The sequence below is a fragment of the Roseateles subflavus genome (genome assembly GCF_030285365.1).
Lineage (GTDB): Bacteria > Pseudomonadota > Gammaproteobacteria > Burkholderiales > Burkholderiaceae_C > Roseateles_B > Roseateles_B subflavus.
Map to the genome: position 1 here is coordinate 88,679 of NZ_JASVDS010000007.1, position 15,303 is coordinate 103,981.

Consider the following 15,303-nt stretch of genomic DNA (forward strand, 5'->3'; position numbering starts at 1 on the left):
CGGTCAGACGATCAGCAGGCCCGAGCCCGTGGTCGTGCGGGCCTCGAGATCCCGGTGGGCCTGCCGGACCTCGGCCAGGGCATAGCGCTGGCCGATGGGGATGCGCACGGCGCCGCTGCCGACCACCTCGAAGAGCTCGTCCGCCATGGCCTGCGTGCTCTCGCGCGTGGCCAGGTGCGTGAACAGGGTCGGGCGCGTCACGTAGAGCGAGCCCGCGGCAAGGCTCGAGAGGCTCACCGGCGGCACGACTCCCGAGGCGTTGCCGAAGCTGACCAGCAGGCCGAAGGGACGGAGGCAGGCCAGCGAACCGGCCCAGGTGTCGGCGCCCACGGAGTCGTACACGACCTTGACGCCGCGCCCGCCGGTGATCTCCTTCACGCGGGCGGCGAAGTCCTCACGCCGGTAGTTGATGACATGGGCCGCGCCGTGCGCGCGCGCGAGCTCGCACTTCTCGTCGCTGCCGGCCGTGCCGATCAGGTTCAGCCCGAGATGCCGGGCCCACTGGCAGGCGATCAGGCCCACGCCGCCGGCCGCGGCATGGAAGAGCACCGTGTCCCCCGGCTGCAGGCCGCCCTGCGGCAGCGTCTTGCGCAGGAGGTACTGCACCGTCAGGCCCTTGAGCATCATGGCCGCGCCCGTGTCCAGGGCGATGGACTCGGGCAGGCGCACCACGCAGCGGGCGGGCATCACGCGGGCCGTGGCATAGGCGCCGACCGGCTGGCTGGCATAGGCCACGCGGTCGCCCTCGGCCAGGTGGCTCACGCCCTCGCCCACGGCCTCGACGACGCCCGAGGCCTCCATGCCCAGCCCCGAGGGCGTGGGCAGCGGATAGACGCCGCTGCGGTGGTAGATGTCGATGTAGTTGAGCCCGCAGAAGGCCTGGCGCACGCGCACCTCGCCGGGGCCGGGCGCCCCGACTTCCACGCGCGACAACTCCATCACGTCGGCACTCCCGGGCTGGGCCATGCGAACGACTTGTTCCTGGGACATCGGACTCTCCTGATCAAGAGGACACGGGGGCCGCCGGAGGCGCGGGCGTGGCGTGCGGGCACGATCGTCAGCGTGGCGACAAGCGGATTCCGCTATCGTGCCAGCCTTTGCACCCCTGCGCAGCGCTGCGGCCATTGCCGTGGCGCGGCCCGCACCGCCGCCTCATGAAGCTCCCTCCCAAGCTCGCCCTGCTGCTCACCCTGCCGCCGCTGCTGTGGGCCGGCAATGCCGTCGTGGGGCGCTGGGCGGCCGGTGCGATCCCGCCGCTGACGCTCAACTTCCTGCGCTGGCTGCTGGCCTTCGTGGTGCTCGCGCCCCTGGCCCGCCCGCTGTGGGCCGACCGCGCGGCGCTGCGCCGGCGCTGGCGCTACTTCGCCTGGACGGGCTTCCTGGGCATGGGCTGCTACAACGCGCTGCAGTACCAGGCCCTGCACAGCTCGACGCCGCTCAACGTCACCCTGATCGCCGCCAGCCTGCCGCTGTGGATGCTGGGCGTGGGGGCGATCTTCCATGGCGTGCGGCCGGACCGCCGCCAGGTGCTCGGCGCGCTGCTGTCGCTGCTGGGGGTGGCGCTGGTCCTGAGCCGGGGCCATCTGCAGACGCTGCGGGAGGTGCAGTTCGTCGAGGGCGACCTGCTGATGCTGCTGGCCGTCTTCAGCTGGGCGATCTACAGCTGGCAGCTGGCCCGCCCGCCGGCCCACATGCAGGGCCCGGCGCGGCCTGCGTGGGACTGGGCGTCGCTGCTCATGGCACAGCTGGTGTTCGGACTGGGATTCGCCGGGCTCTCCGCCGGCGTGGAGCAGGCGCTGGACACGCAGCCGGTGGTGTGGGGGTCAGGTCTTGCCCTGGCGCTCGTCTATGTGGCGCTGGGGCCCTCGCTGCTGGCCTACCGCTGCTGGGGGCTGGGCGTGACGCAGGCGGGGCCGGCGCTGGCGGCCTTCTTCGGCAATCTCACGCCCGTGTTCGCGGCGTTGCTGTCCGCCGCGCTGCTGGGCGAGTGGCCGCAGTGGTACCACGGGGCGGCCTTCGGGCTGATCGCGGCGGGGATCGTGGTGTCAGCCCGGCGCTGAGGCGCCCGGAAGGGGGCGGGTGGCGGGCGGGTGACGGGCAAATGACGGGCGGATCAGGCCGCCCGGTGCGCCTTACTGACGCTGGCCGCCGAAGCTGCCGCTGGCATTGGAGCGGTGGGCGTAGTGCCAGGTGCCGCTCACATTGCCGGTGTTGCCGTCCAGGAAGCCCTGGTAGATGGCGGAGCCGGCGGAACCGGAGGCCGTCATGTTCATGCGGCCGTTGGCCGCGACGGTGCCGCTCACGCTGAAGGCGCCCGTCTGGTTGGACACGCCCCCGCCGCTCACGACGCCCATGCCGCCCACGCCCGGGGTGATCACCACGTTGAAGGTGCCCTGCTCCGGACCGTTGAAGGAACCGGCGAAGCTGCCGAAGATGCCGCCGGACGCGGGCGTGTTGGTCACCGGCAGCGGCGAGGCCGACTGCTGCGGCCCGCAGGCCCCGACCAGCGTGCGCTGGACCCAGCCGCTGAAGTTGGCGGCATCGACGTAGACGAAGCCGTTCTTGACTTCGCCCGAGGCGATCAGCTCTTCACCCTTGGGGATGGAGGCCACGACCTTGGCGTCCTTGGCGGCACTGGCGTAGGCCTTCACGTTGCCGATCTTGGGGCACAGCGTCTGGCCGGCGGGCTGGGGCGTCTCGGCCTTGGTCGAGCCGGCGGCATTGGCGTCGCCGGCGGCGCTGCTCGTGCGGATCAGGCTGGGCTGGTCGCGGACGGTCTTGACGATGTTGTTGTAGTTGTCGAGGAAGCTGGCCGCGACCATCTTGCCCTCGGGCGTGCTGGTGTAGCCGCCCAGGCCCACCACGGCGCCGGCATAGCCCCAGCCGCCGATGCCGAAGTCGGTCTTGGTGGCCTTGCCCTCGGCCGCGGCCACCTGGATGCTGGAACGCACGTCGGCGATCAGCAGGCTGGTCGAGGCCTCGCGGAACTTGAGGTTGCCGGCGATGGCGCCGAACACGCCGCCCACGCGGCCCAGCAGGGCCCCGCCGATGCCGCCGGTGGTCGAGGCGCCAACCTGCACATTGGGCGTCATGACAAAGTCCGCGGCCTGCATCTGGCCCTTGCCGACATTGGATTCCTGGCGCAGGTCACCGCCCTGGGCCAGGGCGCGCTCCTGCTGGAGGTTCTGCATGGCCACACCGCGCTCGACGACGTCGAAGCAGCCGGACTGCTGGATCATCATGCGCAGCAGCGCCGAGGGCGAGCCCAGGCCGTACTGCGACAGGTGGGCCCAGCCGGACTGCGGCTCGACGACGGCGATGACCCCCAGCTTCTGGTTGCACCGCTCGACCTGCGAGCTCGTCTCTTCGGCAAACGCAGGCACCGTGTGCAGGCCTGCCAGGAGGCCCACCAGGGCCAGGGCGATCTTGGACTTCATGTGATTCGCTAACCTCCGCAAATGGTCCCGGGATCACAGGAGGATCCAGGGCGCCGCATTGTCGCCAAGCGCTCCGTGCTTGGCTGCCGGCCCGATTGTGAAGGCGTTACCGGCGGTAACGATCTCCCCAATGTGTGGGACGACGTGACAGCGCGGGGGCCCGTGCGCCCTTGCTCAGAAGGTGCCGGGATAGGCGCCGCCGTCCAGCAGGACGTTCTGGCCCGTGAGGTAGCCCGCCTGCGCGCTGCACAGCATGGCGCAGACGGCGCCGAACTCCGCCGCCGTGCCGAAGCGCCGCGCGGGAATGCCATGCGCACGCTGCTGCCGCACCTGCTCGAGGGCCTGCCCGCTGCGTTCGGCGCTGGCCGCCAGGGTCTTGCCCAGGCGCTCGGTGTCGAAGGCCCCGGGCAGCAGGTTGTTGATCGTCACATTGGCCGCGGCCAGCCGCGACTGCCGCGCCAGGCCCGCCACGAAGCCCGTCAGCCCGGCGCGCGCGCCGTTGGAGAGGCCCAGCGTGTCGATCGGCGCCTTCACGGCCCCGGAGGTGATGTTGACGATGCGGCCGAAGCCGCGCTGCGCCATGCCGTCCACCACCGCCTTCATCAGCGCGATGGGGGTGAGCATATTGGCCTCCAGCGCCGCCAGCCAGTGCTCGCGCTCCCAGTCCCGGAAGTCGCCCGGGGGCGGGCCGCCGGCGTTGTTGACGAGGATGTCGAGCTGCGGCGCGGCCGCCAGCGCCGCCGCCTGCACCGCGGGCAGGCTGATGTCACCCGCCACGCAGCGGACCTGCAGCGCCGGATGCGCCGCCTGGATGGCCGCGGCCGCCTGCGCCAGCGCCTCGGCGCCGCGCGCATTCATCACGAGATTCACGCCCTCGGCCGCCAGGGCCTCGGCACAGCCGCGGCCCAGGCCCTTGCTCGAGGCGCACACCAGGGCCCAGCGGCCCGTCAGTCCCAGATCCATGTCATCACCTCCATCGATTCAGCAGCAGGATGCCACCGAGCACCAGCACCGTCCCGCCGAGCACGCCGGCCGTCAGGGGTTCATCCAGCAGCCAGGCGCCCAGGGCGATCGTCGCCATGGGCCCGAGCATGCCCGTCTGCGCGGCCACCGCGGCGCCCAGGCGCTCGATGGCCAGCATCACCAGCAGCACCGGCACGAAGGTGCTCAGCAGCGCATTGAGCAGCGAGAGCTGCACGACGGCATCCGGCACCTGCAGCAGGGCCGACGGGCCGCGCAGCAGCAGGTACTGCGCCACGCACAGCACGCAGGCCACGGACGTCGCCAGGCCCGTCAGGCGCATGGCCCCCAGGCGGTGCACCTCCTCGCCGCTGTAGAGCAGGTAGAGGGCATAGCTGAGCGCCGAGCCCAGCACCAGCAGCGCGCCCAGCCAGACGTGCTCGCCCTGCCAGTGCAGCTCCTGCGCAAAGACCCACAGCACGCCGGCATAGCTCACGCCCAGCGCCAGCAGCTGGCGCCCGCCCACGCGGCGCCCCAGCAGCAGCCAGCCCAGCAGCAGCACGAGCGTGGGGTTGAGGTAGAGGATCAGGCGCTCGAAGCTGGCGCTGATGTAGGCCAGCCCGGCGAAGTCGAGGAAACTGGCCAGGTAGTAGCCGCTGAAGCCGAGCCCCGCGACGGCGAGCCAGTCGCGTCGCACCAGGGGCGCCTTGCCGCGCCCGGCCCACCAGGCCAGGCCGAGGAACAGCGGCAGCGCGAAGAGCATGCGCAGGCCCAGGAGCGTGATGGCGTCGGCCCCATGGCGGTAGCCGAGCTTGACGATGATGGCCTTGCCCGAGAAGCCCAGGGCCCCGAGGCTGGCCATGAGCAGGCCGATCCAGGCGCGGCGAGGAGGCGCCGGAGGCGGCGTGGCTGACTGCATCCGGCCATTCTAGGAAGCCCGCGGCGGCCGCACCCGCCCAGGGGCTTCGTGCCCCGGCAGGCGAGCTGCGGCCATCGACGAAGCGCCGCGCGCGACGCCCCGGATCAGGCGGCCGGCTGGGGGGCCGTGGCCGGCGCCGCGAGCAGACGTTCCATCAGTTCGCGCACGCTCTTGATCTGGTCGCCGAAGGGCAGCGAGCCTGCGCCGCGGAAGAACAGGCCCTTCTTGATGTCCCCGCGCAGCGCGGCGGCGAGCTGGTTGTCGATGCAGAACTGGCCCCAGTCCTTCAGGCCGTCGCGCAGGCCGCACTGGGCCAGGCAGTCGAAGGCCTTGGTGCAGCGGCTCTTCACGTGGGCCACGGCCTGCAGCTTGTGCTCGATCTTCAGGTAGGCCTTGAGCCAGGGCGTGCCCACGGCGCGGGCCGGCAGGCCGGCCACGCTGGTGAACTCGACCATGTCCTCGTCACGCGCCTCGGCCAGCACGCGCTTGAACTCGTCGGAGGCATCGCCTTCCTGCGTCACCGCGAAGGGCGTGCCCAGCTGCACCGCGGCAGCGCCGAGGTCCTGCAGGCGCTGGATGTCGCCGTGCGTGCGGATGCCGCCGGCCGCGATCAGCGGGATCTCGCGCTCGATGCCCATCTTGCGGAAGAACTCCAGGCACTCGGGAATCACCCGGTCGAAGTTGAAGCGCTCGTCGTCCAGGTCGCTGATGCGTGCGGCGCCCAGGTGGCCGCCGGCCAGACGCGGGTGCTCGATGACGATGGCGTCCGGCAGGCGCTTCTTGCGCTCCCACTTCTTCACGATCAGCTGCACGCCGCGCGCATCGCTGAGGATGGGAATCAGCAGCGCCTTGGGATGGTCCTGGGCCAGGTCCGGCAGGTCCAGCGGCAGACCCGCGCCGACGACCACGGCATCGATGCCCGCCTCCAGCGCCCGCTTGACGGAGGTGGCGTACTCGCTCACGGCGCGCATCACGTTCAGGGCCACGAGGCCGCGCCCCTGCGAGCGCTCGCGCGCCCCGGCGATCTCGCGGTCCAGCGCCTCGAGGTTGGCTGCGTTGATCTGGCGCTTGGCCTCCTCGCCGGCGTTCAGGCCCTCGGTGCGGGCCATCAGGTCCGGATGGTGGCGGCGCAGATCCACCGAGCTGAGCGTGCCCACGCCGCCCATCGCGGCCACGGTGCCGGCCAGCTTCTGGGCGCTCACGCCCACGCCCATGCCGCCTTGCACGATGGGCAGCAGCTCGCGGCCGCCCAGCTGCAGAGGTTTGAGGCCGCCGGACTGCAGGGCCGGGATCAGTTGGGCGTCGATGTGGGCAGAACTCATGATGTCTCGCTTTGGACTGTTGTGCGCCTGCACCAGCCGGACGGTCGGCGCGGGCGGAAGGCTGGCGCAGCGTAGGTCCAGCCCCCGGGAGCGGCCTTGACACACATCATGTTTCGCCGGATTCAGGGCTGCCCGGAGGGCGAAAGATGCGAATGCGAAGCGACTGCAGGCCAACAGACCGCCTCGCGGCCGGTAGGCAAGACCTGGCCCCGCCGGATCGCCGCCGGCGGCACAAGGCCGCGCAGCCCGAGAACCCTGTCGCATTTCAAGGGGGTGCACACGGCGCAAACCTTGAGCCGCACCCGGCAAATCGGCTACATAATCCAGCCAGCATGAAGGGGCCAGGCGCCCGGGCATGCAGGCCGCCGGGAGTTGCAGGCGGTGACGATGGACGCAGGGGGAGAGCCTGTCCTTGAGACTGTTCCAGAGCTCGTTGCGCAATGCCGTGATCCTCGCACTGGGGATTGGTCTGCTCGTGCCCACGAGCCTTGTGCTCATGTACGACTGGCAGGCCTCGCGGCACACCGCGATGGAGGACCTGCGCCGCGACCTCGGTCGCACGGTGGAGGTGCTGGCGCTGTCGCTGTCCGAGCCCATCTGGCAGGTGTCTGCCGAGCTCGCGCAGCCCATGATCGATGCGCAGACCAGCGATCCCCGCTTCGTTCGCGTGCTCGTCATCGAGCCCAACAACGCGCAGCCCTTCATCCAGATGCAGCGTCCGGATCCGGACCCGGACCTCACGCTCACCCTCACCCGCCCCGTCACGCGGGACGGCCGCGAGATCGCGCAGCTGACGGTGGCCATGAGCGCCGCGCCGCTGCTCGAGGCCAAGCAGAACGAGGCCTGGCGCGCCCTCGCGCGCTCGGTCGGCATCGTGACGCTGTCCCTCGTGCTGATCCTTGGTGTGCTGCAGCGCCGCGTGCTGCATCCCATGGACAAGCTCAGCCGCGCCGCCGAGGAACTGGCCGCCGGTCGGCTGGACCAGCCGCTGGAGCTGGGCGGCGAGGACGAGATCGCCCGCGTCGGCATCGCCATGGAACGCATGCGCCAGGCGCTGCTGCGCGCCTTCGAGGACCTGCGCGGCCATGCCTCCACCCTGGAGGACCAGGTCGCGCAGCGCACGGCCGAGCTGACCTCCGCGAACAGCGAGCTGACCCTCGCGCTGGCCAACCTCAAGACCGCGCAGCGCGAGCTGGTGGAGTCCGAGAAGCTGGCCTCGCTGGGCCGGCTGGTGGCCGGCGTGGCGCATGAGCTCAACACACCGCTGGGCAATGCGATGACCGTGGTGTCCGCGCTGGGCGACCGCTGGGCCAAGCTCGACCAGATGCTCACGGACAACACCCCCATGCGCCGCAGCCAGCTGGAAGAGCTGGTGAAGGACACGCGGCGCGGCCAGGACATCCTGCAGCGCAACGTGCAGAAGGCTGCCGACCTGGTCCGGGACTTCAAGCAGGTCGCGATCGACCAGACCACCGATTCCCGCCGTGACTTCGACCTCTCCCAGGTGATCGAGGACGTGCTGGTGATGGTCGAGCCCAGCTTCAAGCACACGCCCTTCCGCATCGTCACCGACCTCACGCGGGACCTCGAGATGAGCAGCTATCCCGGCGCCCTCGGCCAGGTGCTCACGAACCTGCTGATGAACGCGCTGGTCCATGGCTTCGAGGGCCGCGAGGCGGGCGTGGTGAGCGTCTCCTGCCGGCCCGCCGGGACCGACCAGGTCGAGCTGGTCGTGGAGGACGACGGTCGCGGCATGGACGCCTCCATCGTGCGCAAGATCTTCGATCCCTTCTTCACCACCAAGCTCGGCAAGGGTGGATCGGGCCTCGGCATGCACATCGTGCACAACATCGTCACGAATGTGCTGGGCGGCCAGATCGAGGTGCAGTCCACGCCCGACAAGGGCTCGCGCATGACCATGCTGATGCCCCGCTCGGCGCCGCTGCGCTCGAGCGCCGAGGAGCTCATCAACCCCTGAGCCCGCCCGCTGCGGCCCTCGCCGCCAGCGGCCGGGACGTCGCCCGGATCGGGTCGCCGAAGCGGCGCCCGAACCGGACCGTGACCCGTGCCTTTGTCACGCGGCTCACCCCCGGCGACCGCGCCGCATTAGAGGCAGCTCTCGATTAAGGGTTTTCACTAGGTTTGCTCGCCTAGAATCCGGCGCTTCGCCCCGCGGCCGAACCCACCCCGACTGCCTGCCCGCCGACCGCCCTGCGGCCGGTTGCCTGGCCGGGCCCTCTCCGCGCGGCCCCGCGCGTGGCGGCTGGCGTGCACGCCGGCCTGTCGATCCGCCCTCCCCCTGTCTGCCCCAGCACCGCCTGCGGCGAGGTCCGGCGGCGCCGGACACGCGGCCCTTCGCCGGCCCGCCCCTGTTGATCCTGCCACCGTGAGGTGGCCCCTTCCTGAGCCTATTGAGACTTATGCATTTCGTGAGCAAGACCTCCTCCCCCTGGACCCGCGCCTGGACGCTGACGCCACTGGCCCTGACGCTGGCCCTCCTGAGCGCCTGCGGCGGTGGTGGCGGTGGCACCGAGTCGGCGATCGGCAACGGCAGCAACACGGGCAACACGTCCGGCAACACGTCCGGCAGCACGTCTGGCAGCACGTCTGGCAACACCACGGGCAACACGGGCGGCACCTCCACGCAGCCCGGCGGCGTCGCCTCGCAATACCTGGGCACCTATGTCTGGGCCTGCCAGAACGAAGGCAGCACCGTGACCGACACGGCGACGAAGCAGCCGCTGTACAGCCGCTTCACGACGACCTTCACGGCGGCCCCCTCGTCCGAGACCAAGGCCATGGCCGTCCTGAAGTACGAGTTCTTCGCTGACAGCAGCTGCGCCAGCCAGCCCAAGGGCACCCTGACCGTGTCCGGCTCCGGCACCTATATGGAGATCGTGGGCAGCACCACGGTGGCTGGGCGGACGGCCTACAAGGCGATGTTCTACAGCGAGGCCTACTTCCCCGGCATCAGCGCCAAGACCGTCAGCATCAACGGCATCACCTACGCGGGCCGCCCCTACACGGCCGGTGCGCTGGTGACCAAGGACCTGATCATGCTGGTGGGCAACGACATGTTCAGCGGTGACTTCTCCAAGCCGCTGGACGCCGACGGCTTCCCCACGGCCCTGCTGCCCACCAAGGACGCCACCAAGCAGTAATGCCGGCGCCATGAGGCGGCCGCCCCGGCCGCCGGACCCGCACGCAACGAAGCCCGCAGCGCCTGAGACGGCGTCTGCGGGCTTCGTCGTTTCCGTGGGGCGTTCAGGGGCTTTCGCCTGCGCTGCCTTCCTGCTTCTCGGTCTTCTTGCTGTCGTCGCCGCTGCCCAGTCGCTTGAACAGATCGCCCAGGCTCACCGAGACCCGCTTCTTGCCGTTGCCGGCCGGCTCGTTGTTCGCCGCTGCCGTCCGGTTGCCCGGGCGGAAGTTGAGGTAGCTGTCCGTCTGGGCCTCGCTCCAGAACGCATTGCCGGCGCCCTGGGCCAGCTGCTCACGGAGCTCGGCGGGATCGGTGGCCGACGTGTAGATCTGCCCGTTGCCCAGGATCATGCGCGGGTAGGCCCGGCGCTTGAAGTCCGGGCCGAGGACGGCCAGCAGCGTCTCGACGTCCTTGGTGTCCTGGTTGGACAGGTCGCAGCTGCCGTGGGGCAGATCGAAGTAGCCGCCGGTCGCCTTCGTCAGGGTGTTGCGCCACACCGCCGCGTTGTCCCGCGCACACCAGATGTTCCGCACCGTCGAGACGTTGGCATTCTTGCTGCTGTCCAGCGTGGAGGGCAGGATGTAGACGTCCGCATCGATGCGGCTGCCCGGCGCTGCCATCGTGCGCTCGAGCCGGACGCAGAACGGGCAGTCGAAGGCCGAGAGCAGCAGCACCTTGGCGCTGCCATTGCCCTGCTTGATGTGGATGAGCTCCTCGAAGCGGAGGTTGCGGATCATGTCGGCCACCAGGGCGCGGCGCTCGGCCTCGGGCACCGGCTTCGCGCCGGCGCCCGTCTCGATGAAGTCCGTGATGTCGCGGCTGTTGGTCGGCATCACCAGCGAGGCGGCCTCGTTGATGTAGGTGTGTCCGTAGCCCGTCGGCCCGTCGCAGCGGTAGAGGCCGCGCACCAGCGTGTTGTGGACCGCCCCGCTGCAGATGGGCGGGTTGAACTGCTTCATGTGCGGCGCGAGGTTGCGGCGCATCTCGTTGGCGCCGGCCTGCGCGGACCGCGAGGCCAGGACCAGGCACAGCATCGCCAGCAGGAGGAAGGGCCAGGCCAGGCCGGGACGGCCGTGTCGGGGACGGGTGAGATTCATGCCAGCTCCATCAAGCAGGAAGACGGGCGCTCAGGCCAAGGGCCGGGGCGCCGAGAACGGTTCAGGGGGACGGGATCAGAGCGACGGCTTGGCCGCGCGCTTTCCCTCGGCCTCGAGGGCCTTGTCCGAGGCGGTGTTGAGCACCTTGTACCAGTCGAGATAGGCCCCGACGTCCAGGGCGCTGATCACGTAGTCGTCCACCAGTCCATCCTGCTTGCGGGAGTTGGCCGTGATGCTGTAGATGCGCGAGCAGGCGGCCGTCGGGGCCAGCGGGTACTGCAGGCCGATGTAGAAGCCCCCGACGGTGTAGCTCTTCAGGTCTTCAAAGCAGTTGCCGTTGCGGGGCTTGTCGTAGACGTTGACCCACTCGATCTCCTTGCCCGACCGGTCGTACATCCAGTGCTGGGCGTACTGCTGGGGCCGGACCGCCTTGGGGTCGAGCGGGCCGAACTTGCCGGCCGCCTCGGTGATGGCCTTGACCGTCGGGCGGCTGTCCTTGATCTGCTCGGTCTTGGTGATGGACCACACCTTGTTGGTCAGCGGCGAGACACCGAAGGCGATGATGGTGCCGCCCGAGTCGAACTGCCCGCCATAGACGTAGTTGTCGAACCGGCCCTTCATGCGGTCGATGGTCAGGTTCAGCGTCATCCTGCCGTCGCGGACGAAGACCTTGCTCTGCTTGGCCGCCTCCAGGATCTTGATCGCCTCCTCGACACTCATGCCCAGGCGCAGGCCGCCGACGTCGGGGTTGTCGGCCGCCTGCGCAAGGCCTTGAAGGAACAGGCTCGCACTCAGTGCGAGGGTGCATTGCAAGGCCGTCTTGATTGCCATGAGATCTCCTGGAGCGATGGATGCACGCATCGATGCCGATGCGTGTCGGGGTTGGCTGCCCACCCGACGGAGGTCGAGGGGGCCGATCCGGCCTAACGCGCAGAAGGATGATTCGGCGGACAGCCCCGCGTCCGCTCGGGCGATTGCCGCCCACCCTGTCAGGAGGCGGCCAGCGCATCGGCGTCGGCTCCCCTGCTCCCTCATGCGGCGCCGGTCGTTTTTCCAGCGCGGATTTCACGTGTTCGCACCGCGTTGAGGAATCCCCCGAAGAGGGGCCATGTGTATCTGCCTGCAACCGCGCGCCGCAGGTCGAGCGCCGACCGGGTGCCGCGGCAGGGCGATCTCAGCGCGGTGGCGCCCAGGCGTCGTCGATCTCGTTGAACAGGGCCCCGGTGTCGCGCTCGGCATCCCGCAGATCGCGATAGGGGCCGGTGCCGCTGTGCTCGGCCGTCGAGGCCGGGACGAAGCGCCCCTGCTGCACATCGAAGACATGCACCTCGCCGTCCTCGATCACGTAGTGCCAGCCGTGCAGGGAGAGCTTGCCCTGCTCGACGCGGCTGCGCACCATGGGGTAGTCCATGAGCCGCTCGAGCTGCAGCACGACCGAGCGCTCCTCGGTGCGGCGCAGCGCCTCGGGCGTGGGCTGCACGGGCAGCGCGGCCTCGCGGCCCATGTCCAGCCAGGCCTTGAGATTGCGCGCCTCGGCCGGCACGTCGCCATACAGCGCGCGGATGCCGCCGCAGTGGCTGTGGCCGCAGACGATGATGTGCTTCACCTCCAGCGCGAGCACCGCATACTCGATGGCCGCGGCCGTGCCGTGATGGCCCACCCACTGTCGATCGCCGCCGCCGGCCTCCAGGTGCTGGCAGCCGCGGTGGTCCTCGGCGTCACAGCCGCGGTCCTCGAGGGTGCCGTCGTAGGGCGGCACGAAGGCGGCGACGTTGCGCACCAGAAAGAGCTCACCCGGCCCGGCACCCGTCAGCATGTAGGGCACGATGCGGGAGTCCGAGCAGCCGATGAACAGCGTGCTCGGATGCTGCCCCTGCTCGACGAGATCGCGAAAGCGCGCCTCGTACTGCGGGAAGTAGTCCTTGTTGAAGCGCCGCAGGCGGGCGAGCAGTTCGTCCGTCATGGCCGGGCCTCCCGCGCTTACTGGACGAGCGGCGAATCGGCCTGGCTCAGCGAGACGCCCTGCAGCTGCGCCTGGCCGGCCAGCAGGTCGAGGTACTGCCGCATGGCCGTCACGCTCAGCTGATGGCGCAGCAGCGCCGCGACGGAACCGCGCACCTGGGCAAAGTCCGGGACGGCGCCCGCCTCGCGCTCGTCGACACGCAGGATGTGGAAGCCGTGCCGGCTGCTCAGCAGGCGCGGCAGCACGCCCGTGTGGCGATTGGCCTCGTCCTGCGCGAACAGCAGGCTCGCGATCTCTGGCAGGCACTCGTCCCGCGTGAGCCAGCCCAGCACCCCGCCCTGCTCGCCGCTGGGGCAGTTGGAGTTCTCGGCCGCGGCCTTGGCGAAGGCGGCCTCGTCCTCGCAGCGCAGGCGCACCAGCAGACCTTCCGCATGCGCACGCAGGGCCGCCACGTCCACGCCCGGCGTCACCGCCAGGAGGATGTGGGCCGCGCGCACGCGCTCGCCCTGGGCGAAGCGCTGCGGATGGGCGGCGAAGTAGCGCCGGCAGGCCCGCTCGTCGGGCTCGGGCAGCGTGATCTCGCGCGCCAGCAGCGCCTCGATCGCCTCGCTGGCCGCCTCGCTGTGCACGCCGTCGATCGGACCCGGGTCCGTCGCGGCCAGCAGGCCGGCGCGCTGCGCGGCCTGACGCAGCAGCTCAGCGTAGGCGCGCTGCCGCAGCGCCTCGTCACCGAGCGCCTCGCCCGGCGCATGCAGGGCCACATCGTTCACGCGGGCCACCGCGATGGGCGCCAGCGCCTCGGCCACCGAGGCTCCGTCAGCGCCCTGACTCTTGCCACCACCGCAGCCGCAGCTGCCACCACCACATCCACTCATGTCGATCTCCTGTCGGGTTCAGTCAGGCGTTCAGCGCTGGGGCGTCGTGTGGCCGGCCGGCAGGCTGATCCGGCGGCTGCGCACGAGCTGGTAGGGGCGGAACACATAGGCCAGCGTGCCGAAGCCGCTCCACACGTGCACGAGGCGGGTGAAGGGGAAGATCACGAACACCGTCATGCCCAGGAACATGTGCAGCTTGAAGACCCACGACGCGCTCGCCAGCAGCTCCACGGCGCCGCCGCGGAAGGTGACGATGCGCTGGGCCCACTCGGCCAGCAGCATCATCATGCCGCCGTCCAGGTGCTGGGCCGACAGCGGGATCGTGGCCAGCCCCAGGGCCAGCTGGATCCACAGCAGCACCAGCAGCAGGATGTCGCTGGTCTTGCTGTTGATGCGGATGCGCTCGTCGGAGAGGCGACGGTGCAGCAGGATGCTCACGCCCGCGAAGCCGAGCAGGCCGGCGATGCCGCCGCTGACCATGGCCATCAGCTGCTTGTTGCCGGCGCTGATGAAGTGCTCGTACAGGAAGTGCGGCGTGAGCATGCCCACGGTGTGGCCGAAGAAGAGGAACAGCACGCCCACATGGAAGAGGTTGCTGCCCCAGCGCAGGCTGCCGGCGCGCAGCAGCTGCGAGGAGTCGCTCTTCCAGCTGTACTGGTCCCGGTCGAAGCGCAGCAGGCTGCCGACGAGGAACACGGTCAGGGCGATGTAGGGATAGATGCCGAACAGGGCGAAGTCCAGCGGCGAACTGGACAGGCTGGATGCGGGGCTCATGCGCGCACTCCTTGCTTGGGGGGTTCTTGACGACGGACGATGTGCACCGGCTGCGGCGTGCCGGGCTTGCTCTGGCCGCGCGAGCTGCAGCCCTCGAAGGCGGCAGGCTCGACCCAGGCCTCGTCCAGGGGTTCATCGACGGTGATCTGCACGGCCTGCGGCGTCTCGCCCGCCAGCTCCAGCACGGCGCCGATGGCGGCCGCCCAGGGCTTCACGCCGCGCTTGATCAGGGCGCTGTGGATGGCGTTGAGGATGTGGGCCATCTCCGCCAGGAAGCCCGCCGCCAGCGCCGGGGGCTGCGTGGAGGCGAACTCCAGCACCACGGGCAGGTAGTCAGGGAGTTCCTTGGCATCGAAGAAGACACCGGCGGACTCATAGGTCTTGGCCAGGTCGACCAGCGCCGGGCCGCGCTCGCGCGAGTCGCCATGCACATGCTCGAACAGGTGCAGGCTGCTGGCACGGCCGCGGTCGAACGTCTCCACGTACTCCGACTGCAGGGCGAAGCGGTCCTTGGACGCCATCCAGGCGACCAGGGCCTCCAGCTCCTGCAGGCGCTCGGCGCTCAGCGCCTGCTCCTGGCGCAGGGCGTCCAGCAGCTCCGGCAGGGCCGTCAGCATCTCGTCGCTGGGGTAGTCCAGCAGCCGCGCCAGGACGCGGCAGCTGAGGCTCATGCCGCGCGACGCCATCTCAGATTTCGTTCGTTTCATCATCGTCTCCTTGCTGCGCTGCCGCTGCGCCAGTCAGCGGTCTGCCGAGT

14 protein-coding genes are annotated in these 15,303 nt (G+C 70.4%); 3 read left to right on the plus strand and 11 right to left on the minus strand.

What is annotated here, in order from left to right:
• Positions 1-3: 3 nt before the first annotated feature.
• Positions 4-966, minus strand: a complete 963-nt coding sequence (locus tag QRD43_RS20020; protein ID WP_434063913.1) for a quinone oxidoreductase family protein — start codon at positions 964-966, stop codon at positions 4-6.
• 188 nt (positions 967-1,154) lie between these two features.
• On the opposite strand from QRD43_RS20020, the gene QRD43_RS20025 reads away from it, so the two are divergent.
• Positions 1,155-2,060, plus strand: a complete 906-nt coding sequence (locus QRD43_RS20025; RefSeq protein ID WP_285984273.1) for a DMT family transporter — start codon at positions 1,155-1,157, stop codon at positions 2,058-2,060.
• A gap of 72 nt (positions 2,061-2,132) precedes the next feature.
• On the opposite strand, the gene QRD43_RS20030 is transcribed toward QRD43_RS20025, so the two are convergent.
• From QRD43_RS20030 to QRD43_RS20045, 4 genes are all read right to left on the minus strand, one after another.
• Positions 2,133-3,437, minus strand: a complete 1,305-nt coding sequence (locus QRD43_RS20030) for a CsgG/HfaB family protein (protein WP_285984274.1) — start codon at positions 3,435-3,437, stop codon at positions 2,133-2,135.
• Between the two features lie 174 nt (positions 3,438-3,611).
• Complete coding sequence (locus QRD43_RS20035) at positions 3,612-4,400, minus strand: SDR family oxidoreductase (RefSeq protein WP_285984275.1); 789 nt, start codon at positions 4,398-4,400, stop codon at positions 3,612-3,614.
• A gap of 4 nt (positions 4,401-4,404) precedes the next feature.
• The gene (locus QRD43_RS20040; protein WP_285984276.1) at positions 4,405-5,316 is read right to left on the minus strand and encodes a DMT family transporter; all 912 of its coding nucleotides are present in this window, start codon (positions 5,314-5,316) and stop codon (positions 4,405-4,407) included.
• A gap of 104 nt (positions 5,317-5,420) precedes the next feature.
• The gene (locus QRD43_RS20045) at positions 5,421-6,638 is read right to left on the minus strand and encodes an NAD(P)H-dependent flavin oxidoreductase (RefSeq protein WP_285984277.1); all 1,218 of its coding nucleotides are present in this window, start codon (positions 6,636-6,638) and stop codon (positions 5,421-5,423) included.
• Positions 6,639-7,050: 412 nt separating this feature from the next.
• On the opposite strand from QRD43_RS20045, the gene QRD43_RS20050 reads away from it, so the two are divergent.
• Both QRD43_RS20050 and QRD43_RS20055 read left to right on the plus strand, forming a co-directional pair.
• The gene (locus QRD43_RS20050; protein ID WP_285984278.1) at positions 7,051-8,616 is read left to right on the plus strand and encodes a sensor histidine kinase; all 1,566 of its coding nucleotides are present in this window, start codon (positions 7,051-7,053) and stop codon (positions 8,614-8,616) included.
• A gap of 451 nt (positions 8,617-9,067) precedes the next feature.
• On the plus strand, positions 9,068-9,799 hold the full coding sequence (locus tag QRD43_RS20055; protein WP_285984279.1) for a hypothetical protein: 732 nt from the start codon (positions 9,068-9,070) through the stop codon (positions 9,797-9,799).
• Positions 9,800-9,902: 103 nt separating this feature from the next.
• Here QRD43_RS20055 and QRD43_RS20060 read toward each other — a convergent pair whose 3' ends face one another.
• The 6 genes from QRD43_RS20060 to narJ all read right to left on the minus strand — a co-directional run bounded on the left by QRD43_RS20060 (position 9,903) and on the right by narJ (position 15,253).
• Positions 9,903-10,934: a thioredoxin domain-containing protein gene (locus tag QRD43_RS20060; protein WP_285984280.1), complete on the minus strand. Its 1,032-nt coding sequence runs from the start codon at positions 10,932-10,934 to the stop codon at positions 9,903-9,905.
• Positions 10,935-11,009: 75 nt separating this feature from the next.
• A complete protein-coding gene (locus QRD43_RS20065) occupies positions 11,010-11,765 on the minus strand; it encodes a hypothetical protein (protein WP_285984281.1) in 756 nt (251 codons plus the stop codon).
• A gap of 343 nt (positions 11,766-12,108) precedes the next feature.
• Entirely contained in the window at positions 12,109-12,897 is a 789-nt protein-coding gene (locus QRD43_RS20070) for a carbonic anhydrase (RefSeq protein ID WP_285984282.1), read from the minus strand.
• A gap of 17 nt (positions 12,898-12,914) precedes the next feature.
• Complete coding sequence (locus QRD43_RS20075) at positions 12,915-13,772, minus strand: peptidylprolyl isomerase (RefSeq protein WP_285984283.1); 858 nt, start codon at positions 13,770-13,772, stop codon at positions 12,915-12,917.
• A gap of 30 nt (positions 13,773-13,802) precedes the next feature.
• Positions 13,803-14,546, minus strand: a complete 744-nt coding sequence (narI, locus tag QRD43_RS20080) for a respiratory nitrate reductase subunit gamma (protein ID WP_285984284.1) — start codon at positions 14,544-14,546, stop codon at positions 13,803-13,805.
• On the minus strand, positions 14,543-15,253 hold the full coding sequence (gene narJ / locus QRD43_RS20085) for a nitrate reductase molybdenum cofactor assembly chaperone (protein WP_285984285.1): 711 nt from the start codon (positions 15,251-15,253) through the stop codon (positions 14,543-14,545). The genes narI and narJ overlap by 4 nt, the downstream gene beginning before the upstream one ends.
• Positions 15,254-15,303 lie beyond the last annotated feature (50 nt).